General features: G+C 69.3%; 2 protein-coding genes. Both read left to right on the forward strand.

All coding sequences use genetic code 11. The features are described from left to right. Window positions 1–174 precede the first annotated feature (174 nt). Entirely contained in the window at window positions 175–13578 is a 13404-nt protein-coding gene (locus PAN31108_RS16690; RefSeq protein ID WP_150669938.1) for a non-ribosomal peptide synthetase, read from the forward strand. 2 nt (window positions 13579–13580) lie between these two features. Beyond that, complete coding sequence (locus PAN31108_RS16695; protein WP_150669939.1) at window positions 13581–21584, forward strand: non-ribosomal peptide synthetase; 8004 nt, start codon at window positions 13581–13583, stop codon at window positions 21582–21584. Window positions 21585–21618: the final 34 nt, after the last annotated feature.

A 21618-nucleotide genomic window follows, 5' to 3' on the forward strand; every position in this document is an offset into this window, starting at 1 on the left:
ACGTCGAGCCCGTCTTCGCCATCGTTTTCTCTGTACTTGTTCTCGTCATTTGCCGCGCGCCGCCGTTTGCCCCGCGTCCTTTAGCGGATTGCCCGATTACCCGATTGCCGGTGCTTGCCGGACAGCGGCGCGCCAGTCTTTGATTCCGTTCCTGCTTCGTGAGTCGCTACCGTCATGAACGACGCTCTCCGCTTGCCCGTCCCCTTCGGCCCGGTCCATTCGCCGGACGCTTCCGCCCCTGGCGCAGCATCTTCCGCCTCCCACGACGCGCCCCCATCGCTCGAAGACCCCATCGAACACATTGTCGGGCTGCTGCGTGCCCGTGCCCGACTCGAACCGGCGCGTGAAGCGTTGCGTGCGCTGTCCAGCGACGACGGCGACGGGCAGGCGCTCACCTGCGCGGGACTCGATACGCGCGCTCGCGCGGTCGCGGCGACCCTTCAGCGTCTGGCCGCCGGACAGACGCACGGCGAGCGCGGGCTGTTGCTCATGCCCACGGGACTCGATTACGTGGCCGGCTTCTTCGGTTGCCTGTACGCCGGCGCCATTGCCGTGCCGGCGTTTCCGCCCGAGTCGGCGCGTCCGCAGCATCTCGCGCGCGTGCGATCGATCCTGCACGATGCGAAGGCGCGCTTCGTGCTGACCGACCGCCAGCATCGCGATGCCATGCTGGCCTTCGGCGATGCGGTGCCGGAGTTGCGCGGTGTGGAGATCGTGGTGATCGACGACATCGACGATGCCGCGGCCGCCGACTGGCAGGAGACGAACGTTTCGCCGGCCGATCTGGCGTTCCTGCAATACACCTCGGGTTCGACATCCACCCCGAAGGGCGTGATGGTCAGTCATGCGAACCTGATGGCCAACGAAGCGGCCATCGTCGCCGGGCTGGGCATGACGCGCGACGACACGATGGTCAGTTGGCTGCCGCTTTATCACGACATGGGGCTGATCGGCGGCTTGTTGTCGCCGATCTATCGCGGGGCGCGCCTGGTGTTGATGTCGCCGCAATTCTTTCTGGAGCGGCCGGTGCGCTGGCTGCGCGCGATCGACAAGTTCGGCGGCACCGTCAGCGGTGGCCCCGATTTCGCTTACCGCCTGTGTGCGCAGCGCATCGACGCCGCGACGATCGGCGCGCTGGACCTGAGCGGCTGGCGGCTGGCGTTCTCTGGCTCGGAACCGGTGCGTCACGACACGCTGGTCGACTTCTGCGACGCATTTGCGCCCGCAGGCTTCGATCCGAAGGCGGTATATCCCTGCTACGGTCTGGCGGAGGCCACGCTGTTCGTCACCGGCGGCCAACGTGGGGACGGGATGACGGCAGCCCGGTTCGATCGTGCCGCGCTGGCGCAACAACGCGCCGAAGCGAGTCGCGCGGCGGCGAGCGACGACGGCGCGATGCTCGTCGGGTGCGGCACCACGCCGCTCGATCACGACGTGCGTCTGATGACGTGGAACGAGTCGCCCGATGTCGCCCCCGCCCCGGTCCCGGCGGGGGGCGTCGGTGAGATATGGGTCAGCGGGCCAAGCGTAGCGCAGGGCTATTGGCGTAACGACGAGGCGAGCGCCCGCACGTTCGTGCAGGTCGACGACCGACGCTGGCTGCGCACCGGCGACCTCGGCTTCGTGCATGACGATCAGTTGTACATCACCGGGCGATGCAAGGACGTCATCATCGTGCGCGGCCACAACCTGTATCCGCAGGATCTGGAGAAGGCTGTCGAGGCCGATGTCGAACTGGTGCGCAAAGGCCGGGTAACGGCGTTTGCGGTGGATATCGACGGCGAACCCGGCATCGGTATTGCGGCGGAAGTGGGGCGCAGTGTGCAGAAGATGGTGCCGCCGCAAACGCTGGCGGAAGTCATCGCCGTGGCGGTTGCGGACGTCTGTCAGCAAGCCGCGTCGGTCGTGGTGCTGCTCAATCCCGGCGCGCTGCCCAAGACGTCGAGCGGCAAGTTGCAGCGCAGCGCCTGCGCCAGAGGCTGGCGCGAAGGTTCGCTGGACGCGTGGGCGACCTGGCAGAACGGGGTCGTCCTCGGCAAGGATGCGGACGTTGCGCCGAACGCCTCGCAAGACGCCGCGACCCCGCAGGACAAGCACTACGAGACGGTCGCCGCCATCTGGCGCGAAGTGCTCGGGCGGGCGACGGTCAATGCCGACGATCACTTCTTCCTGTGCGGTGGCAGTTCCCTGCTGGCCATGCAAGTGCTCGCGCGCGTGCACGAGCGTCTCGGACTGAAGGCGACGTTGGCCCCGCTTTACGAGCACGCGCGACTCGGCGATTGGGTGCAAGCGCTGTCGAAGCTGCCGAAGCTGTCAATGCCGTCAATGCCGTCGAGCGTCGGCAGCGACGCCAGCGCTGCGGCCGCTCACCAGATCCCGAAGGCGACGCCGTTGGCGCAAACGCCGGACACCCGTATCTTCCGGCAGTCGTTCGCTCAGGCGCGCTTGTGGTTCGTGCATCGTCTGGATCCGGCCAACAGCGCGGCGTATCACGTTGGCGGTCAGTTGCTCGTCAAGGGACGGTTCGACGCCGCTGCGTTCGCGCATGCGCTCGCCATCGTCGCCTCGCGCCACGACGCCTTGCGCACGACGTTCGACGAGCGCGACGGCGTTGCCGTTCAGATCGTGCATGCACGTGCCGATGTGCCGCTCACGCAACACGATTTGGCGAGCACGGGGGATGCGGATGCCGCTGCGGCACGTCTGACACGCGAATGGCTGGCGCAACCGTTCGCCCCGGAAGCGACGCCGCCGTGGCGCGTGGGCGTGCTGCGCACGGCACACGATGCTCACCGCATCGTTTTCGTCCTGCACCATCTGTTGACCGACGCATGGTCCATGACGCTGCTGGTCGACGAGCTTGCGCGGGCGTACAGCGCGTGTGCGAACGGCGCAACGCCGGTGTTCGAGGCCGTGCCGGTTCAGCCGGGCGATCATGCGCACTGGCAGCACGCGCAGGTCGACGGCGCTGCGCTCGCCGGCCAGCTCGACTGGTGGCAAGCGCGTCTGCCGGAGCCGTCGCCGGTGCTGACGTTGCCCCTGGACCGGGCGCGTGGCGCGCTGCGCAGCGGTGCCGGCCATACGCTCGCCTTTGCATTCCCGTCCGGCCTCACACGCGACGTGCTGACATACGCGGCGCAACACAAGGCCACGCCGTTCATCGTGCTGGCCGCGTCGTTCCAGTGGTTGCTGCATCGCTACGCGGGCGAGACGGACATTCGCGTGGGGGTGCCGATCGCACAACGCGACGTTGCGGGGCTGGAGCGCATGCTCGGGTGCCTCGTCAACACGCAGGTCTGGCGTGCGGAAGTCGATCCGGCGGGCGGCTTCGACCGGCTCGTCGCCCAGGTGCGTGACGGCGCGCTCGACGCACACGCGCATCGCGATGCCCCGTTCGAGCGCGTGGTGGAGCGCATCGCACCGCAGCGCAGTCTGGGGCAGTCGCCTTTGTTTCAGGTGATGCTCAACCATCACGTGACGAATGCGGCGGCATCGCACGCGGCGGCAGGCTGGCCGGCCGGCCTGAGCGTGGTCGCCGAGCCGCTGACCGGTGGCGCGCAATACGACCTGGCCCTCGATATCGACGAACGCCACGAGGCGCCTGCGGGGGCGAGTGCCGACCCGCTCGACGGCGTGACGCTGCGCGCACGCCTCACGTTCCCGACCGATCTGTTCGACGCGCAGACCATCGAGCGCCTCGGCGCGGACTGGCGCGCCGGGCTCGCGACGTTGCTGGCGCAGTCGACGCAACCGCTGGCATCGCTCGATGTGGCGTTCGCGCGCGTACCGGGGGGGGAGCGAAGGGCAGGAGGCGCGTTGTCCGCCGACGCCTCGTTGCCGTTCCGAAGCGTGCCCGAACGGGTGGACGTGCAGGCGGCGCGACAGGCGTCGGCCATCGCCTTGCGCGACGAGGCCGGCGCGTTGACCTATGGCGAACTCGCCAGCGCGTCGAATCGCGTCGCCCACTGGTTGCTCGCGCAGGGGGTGACACCCGAGACGCGCATCGGATTGGCGATGTCGCGTCAGACCGGCATGATCGCCGGGTTGCTCGGCATCATGAAAGCGGGTGGCGCGTTCGTGCCGCTCGATCCGTCGTATCCGGCCGAGCGTCTCACTCAGATCATAGAAGACGCCGGCATCTCGCTCGTGCTCACCGAGGCCTCGTTGATGGCGGCGTCATGGCTGCCCGCACGGGGCGCTGCCGTCGCCACCGTCGCCGATATTGCCGACATCGTTGCCGATGCCGCATTGCCCGACCGTGCGCCGCACGTGGCGCTGCATCCCGGGCAACTGGCCTATCTGATCTACACGTCCGGTTCGACCGGCGTGCCCAAAGGGGTGGCGGTGGCGCATGGCCCGCTCGCGATGCACTGTGTCGCGACCGGCGAGCAGTACCGTCTCTCTCCCGAGGTGTGCGAGCTGCATGTGCTGTCGATCAATTTCGACGGGGCGCACGAGCGCTGGATGGCGCCGTTGATCTGCGGCGCGTCGTTGTTCATTGCGGACGAACGGCATTGGGCGCCCCAGACGATGGTCGATGCGATGCGTCGTCACGGCGTGACCAACGCAGGCTTCCCGACGGCCTATCTGTGCCGTCTGGCGACGAGCGGCGCGACCGGCGCCCCGGCGCTGCGCCTGCTGTCGTTCGGCGGGGAGGCAATGCCGTGGCCGGCATTGCGTGCGGCACAGGCGATGTTCCGTCCCGCCCAGACGATCAACGGCTATGGCCCGACCGAGGCGGTAATGACGCCGGTGGCGTGGTCCATCGACGGCGATCTCGATGCACAACCCGCGGCGCAACTGGCCGGGCAGGCGTACGCGCCGATCGGCGAGCCGGTCGGTCGCCGTCGCGCATGGGTGCTCGATCCGTGGCTGGGCGAGGTGCCGCTCGGCGCGGTGGGCGAACTGTATCTCGGCGGCGAAGGCGTGGCGCGCGGCTACCTCGGACGGCCTGCGCTGAGCGCGGAGCGCTTCGTGCCGGACCCGCGTGGCGAGCCGGGGGCGCGCATGTACCGCACGGGGGACCGCGTGCGCCGTCTTGCCGACGGCACGCTCGTCTATCTGGGCCGCTTCGACCAGCAGGTGAAGGTGCGCGGTTTTCGGATCGAACCGGGGGAAGTCGAGACGCAACTGCTGCGCGAGCCGGGCGTTGACGATGCGCTGGCCGTCGTGGCCGCAGGACCGGCGGGGGACCAGCTCGTGGCGTATGTCGCGGGCAAGCGGCTCGACGGTGAGGCGCTGCGCGTCGCGCTGTCGCAGCGTCTGCCGGACTACCTCGTGCCGTCCCTGATCCTCGTGCTGGATACGCTGCCGAAGCTGCCGAACGGCAAACGCGACCGTGCGGCGCTGCCTGCGCCGGTATGGGGCAGTGCCGGCGGCCAAGCGCCGCAGAGCGCTGCCGAAGTCGCCCTGGCGGCGCTCTGGCAGGAACTGCTGCGCTTACCTTCGGTGAGCCGCGACGACAATTTCTTCGCCCTTGGCGGCGATTCCATCGTCGCATTGCAGATGGTGGGTCGCGCGCGTCAGGCGGGCTGGCAGGTGGGGGCGCAGGATGTTTTCCGTCATCAGACGCTGGCGCGCCTTGCCGCCCAGGCGCGTGCCGTGGACGACGCGAACGACGCCGTGCGCGCACCGGAGCCGATGACAGGCGACGTGCCGCTCACGCCCGTGCAGGCGTGGTTCTTCCGGCAGGACATCGCGCATCGCGACCACTGGAATCAGTGGGTCGAGGTGCGGTTGCCCGACGGCATCGACCTGTCCGCCGTTCGCGACGCGCTCGCCCGCGTCGTGATGCATCACGACGCCCTGCGACTGCGCTTTATCGAGCGCGACGGACAATGGCAAGCCCGTTACGTTGCGCCGCATGCCGCAGACGATCTGCTCTGGCACGCCGCCATGTGCGACGACGCCCAACTGGCCGACTTGCTCGCGCAGGCGCAACGCAGCCTGTCCATCGCTCACGGCCCGCTGTTGCGCGCGCTGCTGGTCCGTACCGACACCGGTGCGTTGCGCTGTTTCCTCGTGGCGCATCATCTGGTGATCGATGGCGTTTCGTGGCGCATTCTGCTCAACGATTGGCAAACGGCGCTCGCGCGTCCGGACGCTGCGCTGCCCTGCGTCGGTCAGTCGATGCGCGACTGGGCGCAGCGCTGGCACGACTGGACCCGCAGCGAAGCTGCCGGGCCGGCGCTCGACATGTGGCGCAACGCATTGTCCGGCGCGCTCGATGCGATCGATGTCGCGAAAAACACGCATGTCGGCACCGGCACCGGCGAGATCGAGCAGACGTGGCCGGCGGGCGTTGCGCTGCCACTGACGCAATTGCGTCGCGGGCGCATGCACGAGGTGCTGAGTGCCGCCGTGGCGCATACGCTCGGCAAGCGCGTCGACGCGCGCCGCTATGTCGTGCACGTGGAGGGACACGGCCGCGACGGCGAGGGGCAGGGGGATCTGTCGCACACGCTGGGCTGGTTCACCGCCGCATGGCCGCTCGCCGTCGAGGTCGGCGCCACACCCGAGGCAACGTTGACGTCTGCCCGTGAAGCCTGGCGACGGGCGCCGCAGGCGGGCGCGAGTTATGGTGCGTTGCGCTATCTGGGCGCACCGCAGGCGCGCGCCACGCTCGACGCCTTGCCCGAGGGGCACGTCACCGTGAACTTCCTTGGCCGCACGGACAACGACGAGATCGTCGATGGCGGGCTGTCGCATGCGCCGGATGTCGCTCCGCCCAACTGGCTGACGCTCGACGTCTGGCAGCGAGGCGACACGTTGCGGCTCGTTTGCCGCTACGACCGTTCGCGTCTGGACGGTGAGGATGTGCACACGCTCATCGACGAGATCGGCGCGACATTGCGCGCGCTGGCGCAGACGCTGCCCGGCCACGAGCCGGTCATCGCGGAGGACTTCCCGCACGCCGGGCTCTCGCGTGAGCAGCTGGCGGCCTTGCCGGCCTCGCTACAGGCGCTCGAAGCCATCGTGCCTGCAACGTCGATGCAGCAGGGTTTGCTCTTCTACGCTCAACAGCAAGGCACGTCGGATCCCTATTTCTACCAGAAAGGCTTCGTGATCGACGGTCGTCTCGACACGAACGCCTTCGCACAGGCCTGGCGCGACGCGATCATGCAGCACGCGGCGCTGCGTACCGCATACGTGTCGGACATCGGTGAGCAACCGCTTCTGCTGGTCCACGCGCGTGAGACGGTCGCGCCCTGCGCCGATCTGCTACCGCAGGAAGACTGGCGCGATGCGACGGCGCAAGCCCAGCACGCGCGTCTGAACGCGCGTTTCGCTGCCGAGCGCGCCGAGGGCTTCTCGTTTGCGCATGCGCACCGTCCGCGTCTGGCGCTGGTGCGGGTCGGCGAGGCCCGCTGGTGGCTGCTGTGGAGCAGCCACCACGTTGCCCTCGACGGCTGGAGCACCGGGCTGGTCCTGAGCGACGTCATGTCCCGGTACGCCGCGCTGGCAAGCGACGCCGCGACCTCGGGGGACGGCACGTCGGCCACGGCTTCCACTGCTTCCCCTCCGTCCGCCCCGACAGCCCCGACAGCCCCGTCATTCGCCGAATTCGCCGTCTGGCAGCGCGAACTGGACGCGACGGCGTCGCTGAACCATTGGCGCGAGTTGCTCGACGGCGTGGGCGCGCCCACACCGCTGCCTGCCGCGCGTGAACCGCACGCGCGCGTCGATGCGCGCGGGCATGGCGAAGCGGCCTGGACGCTCGCCCCGGCACAATGGCAGTCGTGGTGCGACGCGGCGCGCCGCGCGGGCGTGACGCCCGGCACGCTGTGCCAGGGCGCATGGGCGTTGCTGCTGGCGCGTTACGCCGGTTTGCGCGACGTGGTCTTCGGCGTCACGGCGTCGGGCCGTTCGGCGGCCGTGCCCGGCATCGAACGCATGGCCGGTCTGTTCATCAATACGCTGCCCGTGCGCGCGACGCTGGACCCGCGTCGGACAGTGGCGCAGTGGCTGCGCGATTTGCAGACGCAGACGGCGCAGTCGCGCGAGCATGAGCATGTCGCGCTGGCGTCGATCACGCGTGTGGCACGTCGTGAGGGCAAGAGCGAAGGCAAGGGCGAGGGCGCCGACGGGGCGCTGTTCGAGAGCATCGTCGTCTTCGAAAACTACCCGCTCGACGCCGCATTGCTCGGGCAGCGCGACGACGGTCTGCGCCTGTCCCTGCTCGAGCGCGGCACACAAGCGCGCAACAACTATCCGCTGTCGCTGATCGTCGAGCAGCACGACGGCCTGCGTCTCGTGCTGGCCTTCGCCCGCGAGCGCTTTGACGATGCGGCCGTGCAGGCCCTCGGCGAGCAGTTCGTGGCGTTGCTGGGGGCGGTCGTTCAGGGGTTCGATGCGCCGCTGGGGTGTGTCGGGCTGCGCCAGGCGACGTCTCGGGCGGCCGAGCGCACCGTATGGCCGACGCAGGATTTGCTCGACGACTGGCATGCGCATGTCGCCCGCGATGGCGACGCGCTGGCTGCCGAAGGCGAGGACGGCGCGTATCGTCGCGCGGAACTCGATGCGCTCGCAAATCGTCTGGCGGCGACGTTGCAGGCCCGCGGCATCGGCCCGGAAGACCGTGTTGCCGTGTGCCTGCCTCGCAGCGCCGCGCTCGTGGCGGCCATCCTGGGCATCTGGAAGACCGGGGCCGCTTACGTGCCGCTCGATCCGGCGCAGCCGTCGGCGCGTCTCGACAAGCTCGTGAGCGCGAGCGGGTCGAAGGCGGTGATCGTCGACGATGGCGCACCGGCGCTCACGCAGGCCCCCGTGCTTCACTGGAACGATCTGAAGCGTGTCGGCGACGCGCCCGCGCCGACGCTTGTGCGCCCGCACCCTGCACAAGCCGCCTACGTCATCTACACCTCGGGATCGACCGGCGAGCCGAAGGGGGTGGTGGTCAGTCGCGGCGCGTTGCACAACTACGTGCAGGCGGTGGCGCAACAGTTGCCGCAATGGCTGCCGCAACAGCTGTCACAACAGCTCCCGCAGCGCGGGCCGGACGTTGGCGAACGGGCGGCGGGCGGCTTTGCGATGGCCTCCACCGTGGCGGCCGACCTCGGCCACACGACGTTGTTCGGCGCGCTCGCCCTCGGGCGCGCGCTGTACCTCGTGCCGCAAGCGTGCGCTTTCGATGCGCAGCGCTTTGCGCAGTGGTGCGCGTCGCGTCCTGTCGACGTGCTCAAAATCGTGCCGGGGCATCTGAAAGGCTTGTTCGACGCCGCCGGGGCCGCAGTGCTGCCGCGCGCGCTTCTGATTACGGGGGGAGAGTCGCTCGATGCGGCGTTCGTCGCGCAGATTCGCGCGGCGCATCCTGCCCTGATGGTGCTCAACCACTACGGGCCGACGGAGACGACCGTGGGGGCGCTCACCCATGCGCTGCCACCGGACGTCGCCGACGCCCCCGTCCCGGTCGGCAACCCGCTCGCGAACCTTCACGCCTATGTGCTCGACGCCGACCTCAATCCGGTGCCGCCGGGCGTGGCCGGTGAACTGTATCTCGGCGGCGCGGGGCTGGCGCGAGGCTATCTGGGCGCGCCGGCGCAAACGGCCGAGCGCTTCGTCCCGGATCCGTGGCGCAGCGGCGAACGGGTGTACCGCACCGGCGACCGTGCCGTGCAGCGGGCCGACGGTGCGCTCGTCTACCTCGGTCGTATGGACGATCAGGTGAAGATTCGCGGTTATCGCGTCGAACCGGCGGAAGTGGCGCAGGCGATGCGCAGGGTGCCGGGCGTGGCCGATGCCGCCGTGGTGGCCCGTCACGACGGTCCCGGCGGGGCGTGGCTGCATGGCGCTTTCACCGGAACGGCGACGGTCGATGCCGTGCGCGCGGCGCTGAGCGAGGCGCTGCCGTCCGTCTGGGTGCCGGCGCGACTCGATGGCGTCGAGACGCTGCCGCTCACCGCCAACGGCAAGGTGGATCGCCGCGCCCTGATCGCGATGGCCGCCGCAGCGGACGCCGCGAAGGAAAATGTCGCCGGGTCGGCCGCCGAGTCCGCCCGCAACCCGCCGCACGAAGGCGCTGAAGCCGAGATCGCCGCCATCTGGCGCGAGGTCCTCAAACGCGAGCAGGTCGGGCGTCACGATGCGTTCTTCGAGATCGGCGGCGACTCGATCCTTGCACTGCAAGTGATCGCGCGTCTGCGCAAGCGCGGTATCAAGGTCGGGCCGCAACATCTGGCCTCGCATCCGACGATTGCGCAACTGGCGACGTTGGCCGCGCCGTCTGAGGCGAAGGCGGCATCGCCCGCCGGCACGAGCGCGACCGGCCCGACGCGCGGCGATGCGAATCGCCGCACCTTCCCGCTGTCGTCGTCGCAGATGCGTGTGTGGCTGGAAACGCAAATGGCGCCGCGGGCGGGGGCCTATCACATTGCCGGCGCGCTGCGCCTCGATGGGCCGTTGCAGGTGGCCGCGCTCGAACGCGCGCTGCAAACGCTCTGCGATTGGCACGACGCGTTACGCACGACCGTCTCGGCAAGCGATGCCGAGGCCGGCGCGCCGGTGCAACACGTGCACGCCACGCGACCGGTCGCTTTCACTCGCGACGCCCTTGCAGCGAACCTCTCCGTCGAGGCGCGAGACGCCGCCGTGCAGGCGCATCTCGATCGCCTGACGCGCGAACCGTTCGACCTCGCGGCCGGCCCGCTCTGGCGCGTGCATCTGATGCAGGTGGACGAACACTCGCACGTGCTGATGCTGGTCATGCATCACCTGATCTCGGACGGCTGGTCGATGAACCTGCTGATCGGCGATCTGGCCCGCGCTTACCGCGCCCATGCGAGCGGCGCGACGCCGGTGCGTGAGATGACGCACGTCACGCACATCACGCCCGTGCGCTATGGCGATTACGCCGTGTGGCAGCGCGAACAGTTGAGCAGTCCGGCGCACGCGGCGCAACTCGCTTACTGGCGCACGCAACTGGGCACGACGCACCCCGAACTGGCGCTGCCGTTCGACCGCGCGCGCCCGGCGGTGCGCGACGGTGCGGGCGCGAGCATCGATCTGAGCGTCTCGCCCGGGTTGCCTGCACGTCTCGATCGCTTCGCCCGTGAGCATGGCGTGACGCGCTTCATGGTGATGGCCGCCGCTTTCCATCTGCTGATGCATCGCGTCACCGGGCAAGGGGATGTGCGCACCGGATTGCCGGTCGCCGGACGCACGCATGAATCTGTCGAGCCGGTCGTGGGTTTCTTCGTCAACACGCAGGTGCTGCGCTCGCAGATCGGCGCGCCGACGACGTTCGCATCGCTCGTGACGCAGATCCGCGATCAATTGCTGGCCGCCCAGCAAAACGCGGACGTGCCGTTCGAGCGGCTGGTGGAGCATCTCGCCCCGGTGCGCAGCGTTTCACGTCACCCGCTGTTCCAGGTGTCGATCAATCACCAGAAGCGTGCTTTCGCGCCGCTGAGCGATCTGGCCGGAGTGAAAATGCAGGCCGTCGAACGTCGTGCGCATCACGCGCAGGTCGATCTCGCGCTCGACACGGAGGAAGACGAGACGGGAGCGCTGCGCGGATGGCTGACATACGCTTGCGATGTCTTCGATGCGCCGACCGTCCGCCGTCTCGGCGAGCAGTGGCTGACCTTGCTCGACGTCGCGATAGCGCAGTCGCAGACGCCGGTCGCGCGCCTGGCGATGGTGCCGGACGCCGCCACGACGCCCGGCAACGGTGGGCGTCGTGTCACCGTTGCGGTGCCGATGCCTGTGCATCTGGCCATCGACGCGCAGGCCGCCGCACGTGCCGACGCGGTCGCGGTAAGCGATGCCGACGGCCAGGTGACGTACGCCGATCTCGTCAGCCGTGCCAACCGCGTCGCGCAGGCGCTGATCCGCGCAGGGGTGGAACCGGAAGCGCGGGTCGGTCTCGCGATGTCGCGCAGCACGGATCTCATCGTTGCGATGCTGGGCATTCTGAAGGCCGGCGCGGCTTACGTGCCGCTCGATCCCGCCTATCCCGCCGAGCGCCTGAGTTACATGGTGGCAGACGCCGGCGTTACACACGTCATCACGCACGTCACCACGCAGGCGTCGCAGGCCGGCGCCGCGTGGCTGCCTGCCGGTGCGCACACCATCGAATCGATACTGGCCGACGACACGTTGTGCAGCGATGCGCCGGCGCGCGAGGTTCACGTCGATCAACTCGCGTACGTGATCTACACGTCGGGATCGACGGGACGGCCGAAGGGGGCCCAACTGACGCATCGCAACCTGATGCGCCTGCTGCTCGGCACCTCGCCGGACTTCGCCTTCGATGCCAACGACGTCTGGACGATGTTCCACTCCTACGCGTTCGACTTCTCCGTCTGGGAGATTTTCGGCGCGCTGGTTCACGGCGCCCGGCTCGTGGTCGTCTCGCAGGACACCGCACGCGATCCGGCGGCGATGTGGACGCTCGTCGCCCGCGAAGGGGTGACGGTGCTCAACCAGACCCCCTCGGCGTTCTATCAGTGGCTCGGCGCGATGCCGGCCGATGCGGTCGCGACGACGCTGCGCCATATCGTGTTCGGCGGAGAAGCGCTCACCCCCGCGCGGCTCGCCCCCTGGTGGCAGCGTTTCGGCGAGGCCACGCAGCTCACGAACATGTACGGCATTACCGAGACCACGGTGCACGTCAGTCAACGCCGACTTCGCCCCGAGGACACGGCGGGTTCGCCCATCGGTGAGCCGATTGCCGATCTCGACTGGCGCGTGCTGGACGCCGGTCTCAACGAGGTGCCGCCCGGCGTGGCGGGCGACCTGTATGTGTGCGGCGAAGGGCTGGCGCGCGGCTATCTGGGGCAGGCCGGCCTGACGGCGGAGCGTTTCGTGCCGGACCCGAAGGGCGCGCCGGGCGAGCGCATGTACCGCAGCGGCGACCGCGCGCGCCGGTTGGCCGACGGCACGCTCGACTATCTCGGGCGCGGCGACGCGCAGGTCAAGCTGCGCGGCTTCCGGATCGAACTGGGCGAGATCGAGACGCAACTGCTGCGTCACGACGACGTGACGGACGCCGCCGTGCTGGTGCGTGACGATGGCGCAGGCGAGCAACTGGTGGCCTATGTGGTCTCGCCGGTCGAAGCGTCGGCGCTGTGGCCGCGTCTGCGCAGTCACCTCGGCGGGCAATTGCCGGCGTACATGGTGCCGGGCCAGTGGTTGCGTCTGGACACGCTGCCGCTTACCCCCAACGGCAAGCTCGACCGCCGCGCCCTGCCGGTGCCCGAAGCGGTCGGGGCGCAACGCTTCGAAGCGCCGCACGACGGTCATGAAGCACTCATCGCCGCCATCTGGCAGGACGTGCTGGGCGTGCCGCGCGTGGGGCGTCACGACGACTTCTTCGCGCTTGGCGGCCACTCGCTGCTTGCGACGCAGGTCGCCTCGCGTTTGCGCGATGCGCTCTCGCTGGACGTGCCGCTGCGCACGCTCTTCGAGGCGAGCCGCCTGACGGCGCTGGCCGAGACCCTGGACGGGCTGGCGGCGCAGGCGGGCGCGTCGCCCTCACGCGGCGGCGCCACCGACGATGCATTGCAGGCCGCCCTGCGCGAAATGGAATCCCTTTCCCCCGAGGCGCTGCAAGCGCTGCTCGGCTCAGAGGCACGATAGATATGGACGATATTCAAACGACGCTTTCGCGTCTCGCCCCGACGCAACGGCAGGCGATGATCGCCTTGCTCGAACGCAAGGGCGTGGATGTGCGCGAGCACTTGCCGCTCGACGGCTGGGCGCCGCGACCGCACGCGCCGGCGGGCGAGCCCGCCGTCGCGTCGGTCACTTCAGCCGCTTCGTTCGCCCAACAGCGCATGTGGACGCTGCTGCAACTGGACGACCGGCACGACACCTACCACATCACCGGCGCCGTGCAACTGGACGGCGATCTCGACACGTCGGCGCTGGCACAGGCGTTCGCCGCCGCCGTCGCCCGGCATGCGGCGCTGCGCACGACGTTCGACGTCGAAGACGGCAAGCTCATGCAACGCGTGCACGCTTGTGTCGATGTGCCGCTCGACGTGGTGGACCTTGCCACATCAGCCACCGATGCCACCGATGCCACCGACGTCATTCATGAAGCCGATGTCGACGTGCGTGACGCCGTCGCGCAGGCGAGCCGTGCCGCGTTCGATCTGGCGCGCGGACCGCTCGTGCGCACGACGTTGCTGCGCGTGACACCGACGCGCCATGTACTGGTGCTCACGATGCATCACCTGATCTCGGATGGCGGCTCGCTGGACGTGCTTATCGGTGAGATCGCCCGCGACTATGCGCTCGTGCGCAACGGGCAGACGCCGGCGATGCAGTCGTCCGGGCCGTCGTACGGCGATTACGCGATCTGGCAACGCATGCGTCTCGGTGGCGAAGCGCTTGCCGGACAACTCGATTACTGGGCGACGCAACTGGCCGACGCCGACGATCTGCTGGCGCTGCCGCTGGATCGCCACCGTCCGGCACAGCGCGATGCCGAGGGTGGCCGTGTCGCCTTCACGTTGCCGGAGCCGCTGGCCGCGCGCGTGCGCGACGTGGCCCGGGAGGCGCAGACGACGCCGTTCGCGGTGCTGCTGGCGTCGTTCCAGGCACTGCTGGCCCGCTACGCCGCCGGGCAAAGCGACGACGACGCCGTTGGCGGTCACATCGATGTGCGCGTGGGCGTGCCGGTCAGCCATCGCAGCCGCACGGCACTGGAGCGTGTCGTGGGCTGTTTCGTGAATACGGTGGTCGTGCGGGCGAAAGTCGATCCGAGGGCGGGATTCGGCGCGTTGCTCGCGCAGGTGCGCGATACATTGCTCGATGCGCAACGCCACGCCGATGTGCCGTTCGAGCAAGTGGTGGAGCGTCTGGCCCCGGCCCGCAGCCTGAGCCATAGTCCGCTGTTTCAGGTGATGGTGAACCATCAACGGCGTCATGCGGCCGCTGCGCTGCAACTGCCGGGCGTGACGGCGACGGTGCTCGACGGCGAGACGACGCAGGCGAAATTCGATCTCGACCTGGGCATCGTCGAGTCGCCGGACGGCACGCTGGGCGGCGGACTCGGCTATGCATGCGACGTCTTCTCGCATGCGACGGCGCAGCGCATTTGCCGGCATTGGCAGACGCTGCTCTCGGCGCTTCTGGCGCAACCGGCATCGCCGCTGCAAGACTTGCCGCTGGCCGATGCCGATGAACTCGCGGCCATCCGTGGCTGGGGCGACCCGGCGAAAGCGCAGTACGACGACGAGCGGCTTTTGCCCGACAGGATCGCCTCGCACGCCGCGCTTCGCCCGCACGCACACGCCGTCGAGTGCGACGGCGACGTGTTGACGTACGGTGACCTGCTGCGCCGTGCCGACACGCTGGCGGCGCATCTCCTCGCTCGCGGCCTTGCGCCCGAGACGCGCGTGGGCGTGCGGCTCGACCGATCCGCCAATTCGCTGGTGGCGATGCTCGCCGTGCTTCGTGCGGGTGGGGCGTACGTCCCGCTGGACGTCGAGCATCCGGACGAGCGCGTGGCCGAATTGTGCCTCGACGCCGGGATTGCGCTGGTGGTGACGGACGCGCCGGGACTGGCGCGTCTGCCGGCGGCGGTGGCCGGACTGGATATCGCGCTGGCAACGACGTCGCCGGCCCGCGAAGCCACCCTGCCGGCGTTGCATCCCGCCCAACTGGCTTATGTGATCTTCACCTCCGGATCGACCGGACGTCCCAAAGGCGTTGCCGTCTCGCACGGCCCCATCGCCATGCACTGCCGCGCGATTGCCGGACTGTTCGGCATGACGCCGGCGTTCCGCGAACTGCATGTGGCATCGCTCTCGTTCGACGGCGCGCACGAGCGGTGGCTGACATTGCTGTCGCAAGGCGCGTGCGTCGTGTTGCGCGGCCCGCGTCAGTGGACGCCCGAGGAAATTTGCGAGCAGATCGTCGCGCGACGCGTCACGAACGCGGGCTTGCCGACCGCGCTGTTGCGCCACGTCGCGCAGTGGGTGGACGCACATCCCGGCGCGGTGCCGCCGGGTCTCATTTACTCGTGCGGTGGCGAAGCCCTCTCGCGCGATACGCTCTCGCTGGTCATGCGCACGCTGCAACCGTCGCGTCTGCTCAATGGCTACGGGCCGACGGAGACCGTGGTGACGCCGGTGAACTGGACGGTGCAGGCGGGCATGCAGAGTCCGACGCCTTACGCCCCCATCGGCTCGCTCGTCGGCCAGCGCCGGGCGTATGTGCTCGACGCGCGCCTGCAACCGGTGCCGGTGGGCGTCGCGGGCGAACTCTATCTTGGCGGCGAGGGCGTGGCACGCGGCTATCTGGCGCGTCCCGGTCAGAGCGCCGAGCGGTTCGTCCCCGATCCGTGGGGCACGCCGGGCGCGCGCATGTATCGCACCGGCGACCGCGTGCGCTGGCTCGACGACGGCACGCTCGAATACCTCGGGCGTCGCGATCAGCAACTCAAGGTGCGCGGGTTCCGCATCGAACCGGGCGAAGTCGAGGCGCAATTGCTCGCGGAAACGGGCGTGCGCGAAGCCGTGGTGGGCGCCGCTCAGGGGCCGGCGGGCGTGCAACTGATCGCGCACGTAAGCGCGACGCGGCCCGACGGCGTCGATGCGACGGCTTTCGCAGCGCAGTTGCACCAGTCACTCGCGGCGCGCTTGCCGTCATATCTCGTGCCCGCGCAGATTCTCGTGCTCGACGCATTGCCCAAGCTCGTCAACGGCAAGCTCGACCGCAAGCGACTGCCCGAGCCGGTGTGGCTCAGCGCGAGCGCCGAAGCGCCGCGCGCCGGCGCGGAGACCGACCTGGCCGCGATCTGGACCCAGTTGCTTGGCGCGCCGCAGGTGGGGCGTGCCGACAACTTCTTTGCCCTTGGCGGCGACTCCATCATCGCATTGCAACTGGTGAGCCGGGCGCGCGAGGCCGACTGGCGGATCACCGTGCGCGACGTGTTCAGGCATCAGACGCTGAGCGAGCTTGCCGCCGTCGCGGTGCCGGGGCAGGTTGCCGCCGACGGCGGACCATCGGTGTCCGCGCCCGGTGCCGACGTGCCGCTCTCGCCGATCCAGGCGTGGTTCTTCAGCGAACCGGTCGTGCAGCGCGATCACTGGAACCAGTGGGTGCAGGTCGACGTGCGGGACGGCACCCCTGCACTCGACGCGCAGACGCTTCTCGATGCGTTGCAAGCCGTCGCGACGCATCATGAAGCGCTGCAAATGCGCTACGTTCAGGTCAATGGGGTCTGGCAGTCCCGTCGCGCCCCGTCGCAGGCGTTGCTCGTTGCGCTGGACGTTGTCGATGCTGCGGACGAATCGCAGGCGCTTGCCGCCGCCGAACGCGCACAACGCGGCTTGTCGCTGTCGGACGGCCCATTGTTGCGCGCGGTGCTCGTCAACCTGAAGGGTGGGCGTCAGCGCTTGCTGCTCGTGTGTCATCACATCGCGGTCGACGGCGTGTCCTGGCGTATTTTGCTGGGCGACTTGCAACGCGCGCTCGCGCAACGGGAGGCCGGTCAGCCGGTGGCGCTGGCCGGGAACGGTTCGACCTTCGGCGCGTGGGCCACCTACTGGCGCGACTGGGCGTCGTCGCCCGAGGCCAAGCAGGAGGCGCAGTTCTGGACACGGACGTTACAAGGCGCGCACGATGCGCTGCCTGTGGATGCCACACCTGCCAACGGTGATCGTCAGGCGCACGCCGCGGAAGTCACCGTCGCACTCGACGGCGCGGCCACGCGCCGTCTGCTGGGGGCGGCCAACGATCGGGCCCGCATCCATGAATTGCTCGTCGCTGCGCTGGCGCAGGCCGTCGGGGAGTGGACGGGCGCGGGGCGCGTGGCGCTGTGTGTCGAAGGCCACGGCCGCGACGAGGTCCCGGGCACCGAGGCCTTCGATCTGACGCGCACGCTCGGGTGGTTCACATCGGTCTACCCGGTGGCGGTCGATGTCTCGACGTCCCCGCGCGAAACCCTGTTCGCGCTCAAGCGCTCGTGGCGCGCCATTGCGCGCGCCGGTCTCGGTTTCGGCGCGTTGCGCTACCACGGTGACGACGAGGTGCGCGCCGCCATGGCCGCACTCCCGCAGGGGCGTGTCACCTTCAACTATCTCGGTCGGATCGACGCCGGTTTTGGAGAGGGGCGTTTCGCCCCGAGCGATGCGCCCGCCGGCGCGGCACGCGACGCGGCGGCACCGCTGGGCAACTGGCTGTGTGTCGACGGCGCGATCGCCGACGGTTGTCTGCGCCTGCATTGGCGCTTCTCCCGTGAGCGCTTTCACGAGGCGACGATCGCCGGTGTGGCGGCGCGCATGCGTGCCGCGCTCGATACGCTCGTCGGTGCCAGCGTCGACGGGCAGCTCACCAGTGCGGCCGATTTCCCGCTGGCGAATCTGAGTGAGGCGGAACTCGCGGCCCTGCCGGTGCCGCTCACCCACCTTGAAGACGCCTATCCGCTCTCGCCGATGCAGCAGGGCATGGTGTTCCATGCGCGGCTGGCGCCGGACAGCGCGTCTTACATCAACCAGCTTCAGATTCGTCTCGAAGGGTTGCAGGCCGATGCCTTCGCCGCCGCCTGGCAGGCAGCGGTCCGGCGTCATGCGATTCTGCGTACGAGCTTCGTGTGGCGTGACGATGCGCCGCCGTTGCAACTGGTGCATCGCGAGGTGCCGCAGGCGCTGCGCGTGCTCGACTGGCGCGAGCGTGTGGCGCAACAGGGGGAGGGCGTGCTGAGCGCGCTCGCGCAGGAGGAGCGCGCGCAGGGCTTCGACCTGGCGAGTGCCCCGTTGCAACGGGTGGTGCTCGTGCATGTCTCCGACGAAGGTGAGGGCGGTGACGCAAGCGCACGCAGTGGCGGGGCGTGGCAACTGATCTGGACGCTGCATCACGTATTGCTCGACGGATGGAGCAGTGCGCAACTCATCGGAGAGATCCTTCAGGCCTATCTGTCGGGCACGCCCGACGCGGCGGGACCGGCGCCGCGCTTTCGCGATTACATCGCGTGGCTCGACGCGCATGCCCCCCGGGACGGCGAATCGTTCTGGCGTGAGCGCCTCGCCGCCTTCACGTCGCCGACGCAGTTGCACGAGACCGTGCTGCGCACCTCGGCTCCGCAGCAAGGGCACGGCGAACGCACGTTCCGTGTCGAGGCGGCGAGCGCGCAGGCATGGCAGCGCGCCGCTCGCGCTCGACGTCTGACCGTCAACACGCTGATGCAGGGCGCGTGGACGCTGCTGCTCCAGCGTTACACGGGCAAGCGCGATGTCTGCTTCGGCGTCACCGTCTCGGGTCGTCCCGCCGAGTTGCCCGGCGCGGAACGCATGATGGGCCTGTTCATCAACACGTTGCCGGTCTTGCAGGGCCCGACGCCGTCCGACGGTCTCGACGACTGGCTGCACCGCTTGCAGGAAGACAACCTCGCACTGCGTGAAGCGGAAAGCACGCCGCTTTACGACATTCAGCGCTGGGTCGGCTGGCCGGGGCAAGCGCTGTTCGACTCGCTCATCGTGTTCGAGAACTACCCGGTGGATCGGGCGTTGCGCGCGCAGGGCGCGCAGGCGCTGCGCTTCGGCGACATCGTGAACGTGGAGACGACGCATTACCCGCTCACGATCGGTATCGCGTCGGGCGAGACCATCGATGTACGGATGAGCTATGACCGCCGGTGCTTCGACGACGCGGCCGTCGAGCGCCTGTGGACACAGTTGCACGACCTGCTTTCGCAACTGTGCGCGGCGCAGCCGTCGACACCGCTGCGCGTCGCCGATGTCGTGCTGCACGATAGCGACCTCGCATGGCCGACGCAGCGCGGGCCGCGCCGGACCTTCGACGTGACGACCACCGTCGATCGCACGATTGCCGCCTTCGCGCGCACACAGCCGGAGGCGATCGCTGTCACCGACGGCGAGCGCTCGCTCACGTACGCCGAACTCGAAGCACAGGCGAATCGCGTGGCGCACGCGTTGTTACGTCGTGGCGTGACGGGCGAGGATCGCGTGGGGATTGCGCTGTCGCGTCGCGTGGAACTCATCGTCGCCATACTCGGCGTGATGAAAGCGGGCGCTGCATACGTGCCGCTCGACCCCGCCTACCCGGACGAGCGTCTCGCCTACGTCGTGGAGGATGCGGGCATCGACGTGGTCGTCACCGACGCCGCGCTCGGCATGCCCCTGTGGCTGCCGCCGGGCAGCCTGAGCATCGATGCGCTGGCGCGCGATACCTCCTTGCCGCCGACCGCCCCCGAGGTGTGCATTCACGTCGACCAGCTGGCTTACGTGATCTACACGTCGGGATCGACGGGGCGGCCGAAGGGCGTGCCGGTCGCGCATCGTCAACTGATGCGTTTGCTGCAATCGACCGAAGGCTGGTTCGGCTTCGGCACGCACGACGTCTGGACGATGTTCCACTCGTATGCGTTCGACGTGTCCGTGTGGGAAATCTTCGGGGCGTTGTCGCACGGCGGGCGCCTCGTCGTCGTGCCGTACTACACGAGCCGCGAGCCGCGGGCGTTGTGGACGATGATCGAGCAGCAACGGGTGACGGTGTTGTGTCAGACGCCCTCGGCGTTCTATCAGATCCTGGCCGCGTTGCCCGAGGGCGCATCGCAGACGTCGTTGCGTCATATCGTGCTGGCGGGCGAAGCGCTCACGCCGCGACGGCTCGCGCCGTGGTGGTCGCACTTCGGCGCACAGACGCGCATCGTGAATATGTACGGGCCGACGGAGACGACTGTCTACGTGAGCTACGGCGTCGTCACGCCTGAAGCCGCCGAGGCGGGCATCGGCCAGTCGCCGATCGGCGAGGCGCTGCCCGATATCGGCTGGCGCGTGCTCGACGCCTCGCTCGCAGAAGTGCCGATGGGCGTGCCGGGCGATCTCTACGTCGGCGGAGACGGGCTGGCGCGGGGATATCTGGGCCGCCCCGGCCTGAGCGCCGAGCGCTTCGTCCCCGACCCGTGGGGCCCCGCCGGGGCGCGCATGTACCAGACCGGCGACCGCGTGCGGCGTTTGCCCGACGGCACGCTCGACTATCTGGGCCGCGGCGATCAGCAGGTCAAGCTGCGCGGCTTCCGCATCGAACCGGGCGAGATCGAGGCGCAATTGCTGGCGCATGACGACGTGAGCGATGCGGCCGTGATCGTGCGCGACGATGGGCTCGGGGAACAACTCGTGGCCTACGTCGTGGCAAGCGCCGGCGACGACGGCCTCTGGGAGCGTTTGCGCGAGCACCTCGCCACACGCGTGCCGTCGTTCATGATGCCGGGGCAGTGGCTGCGGCTCGACGCGCTGCCGCTGACGCCGAACGGCAAGCTCGACCGCCGGGCGCTTCCGGCACCCCATGCCGCTGCCGCACGCTTCGTGCCCCCGGAGGCCGGGGTGGAGACGGACGTCGCCGCCGTCTGGCAGACGGTGCTCGGCGTCGCGCGTGTGGGCCGGCACGACAACTTCTTCGCCCTGGGCGGGCATTCGCTGCTCGCCACGCAAATGGTGGCGCGTCTGCAAGCGGCGTCCGGGCGGCCGGTGGCGTTGCGTCAGTTGTTCGAGACGCCGGTGCTGTCCGACTTCTGCGCCGCGTGGTCGGCTGTTGCACCGGCGGCGCTCGACGCGCATGCACGCCATGTGCTCGACGATCTGCTCGGCGATCTGGAGGCCGATGCGGCGTGATGCCATTCTCGCCCACCCGGCCAGACAGCCGGTA

Origin of the sequence: Pandoraea anhela, assembly GCF_902459655.1 — a bacterium.
GTDB lineage: Bacteria > Pseudomonadota > Gammaproteobacteria > Burkholderiales > Burkholderiaceae > Pandoraea > Pandoraea anhela.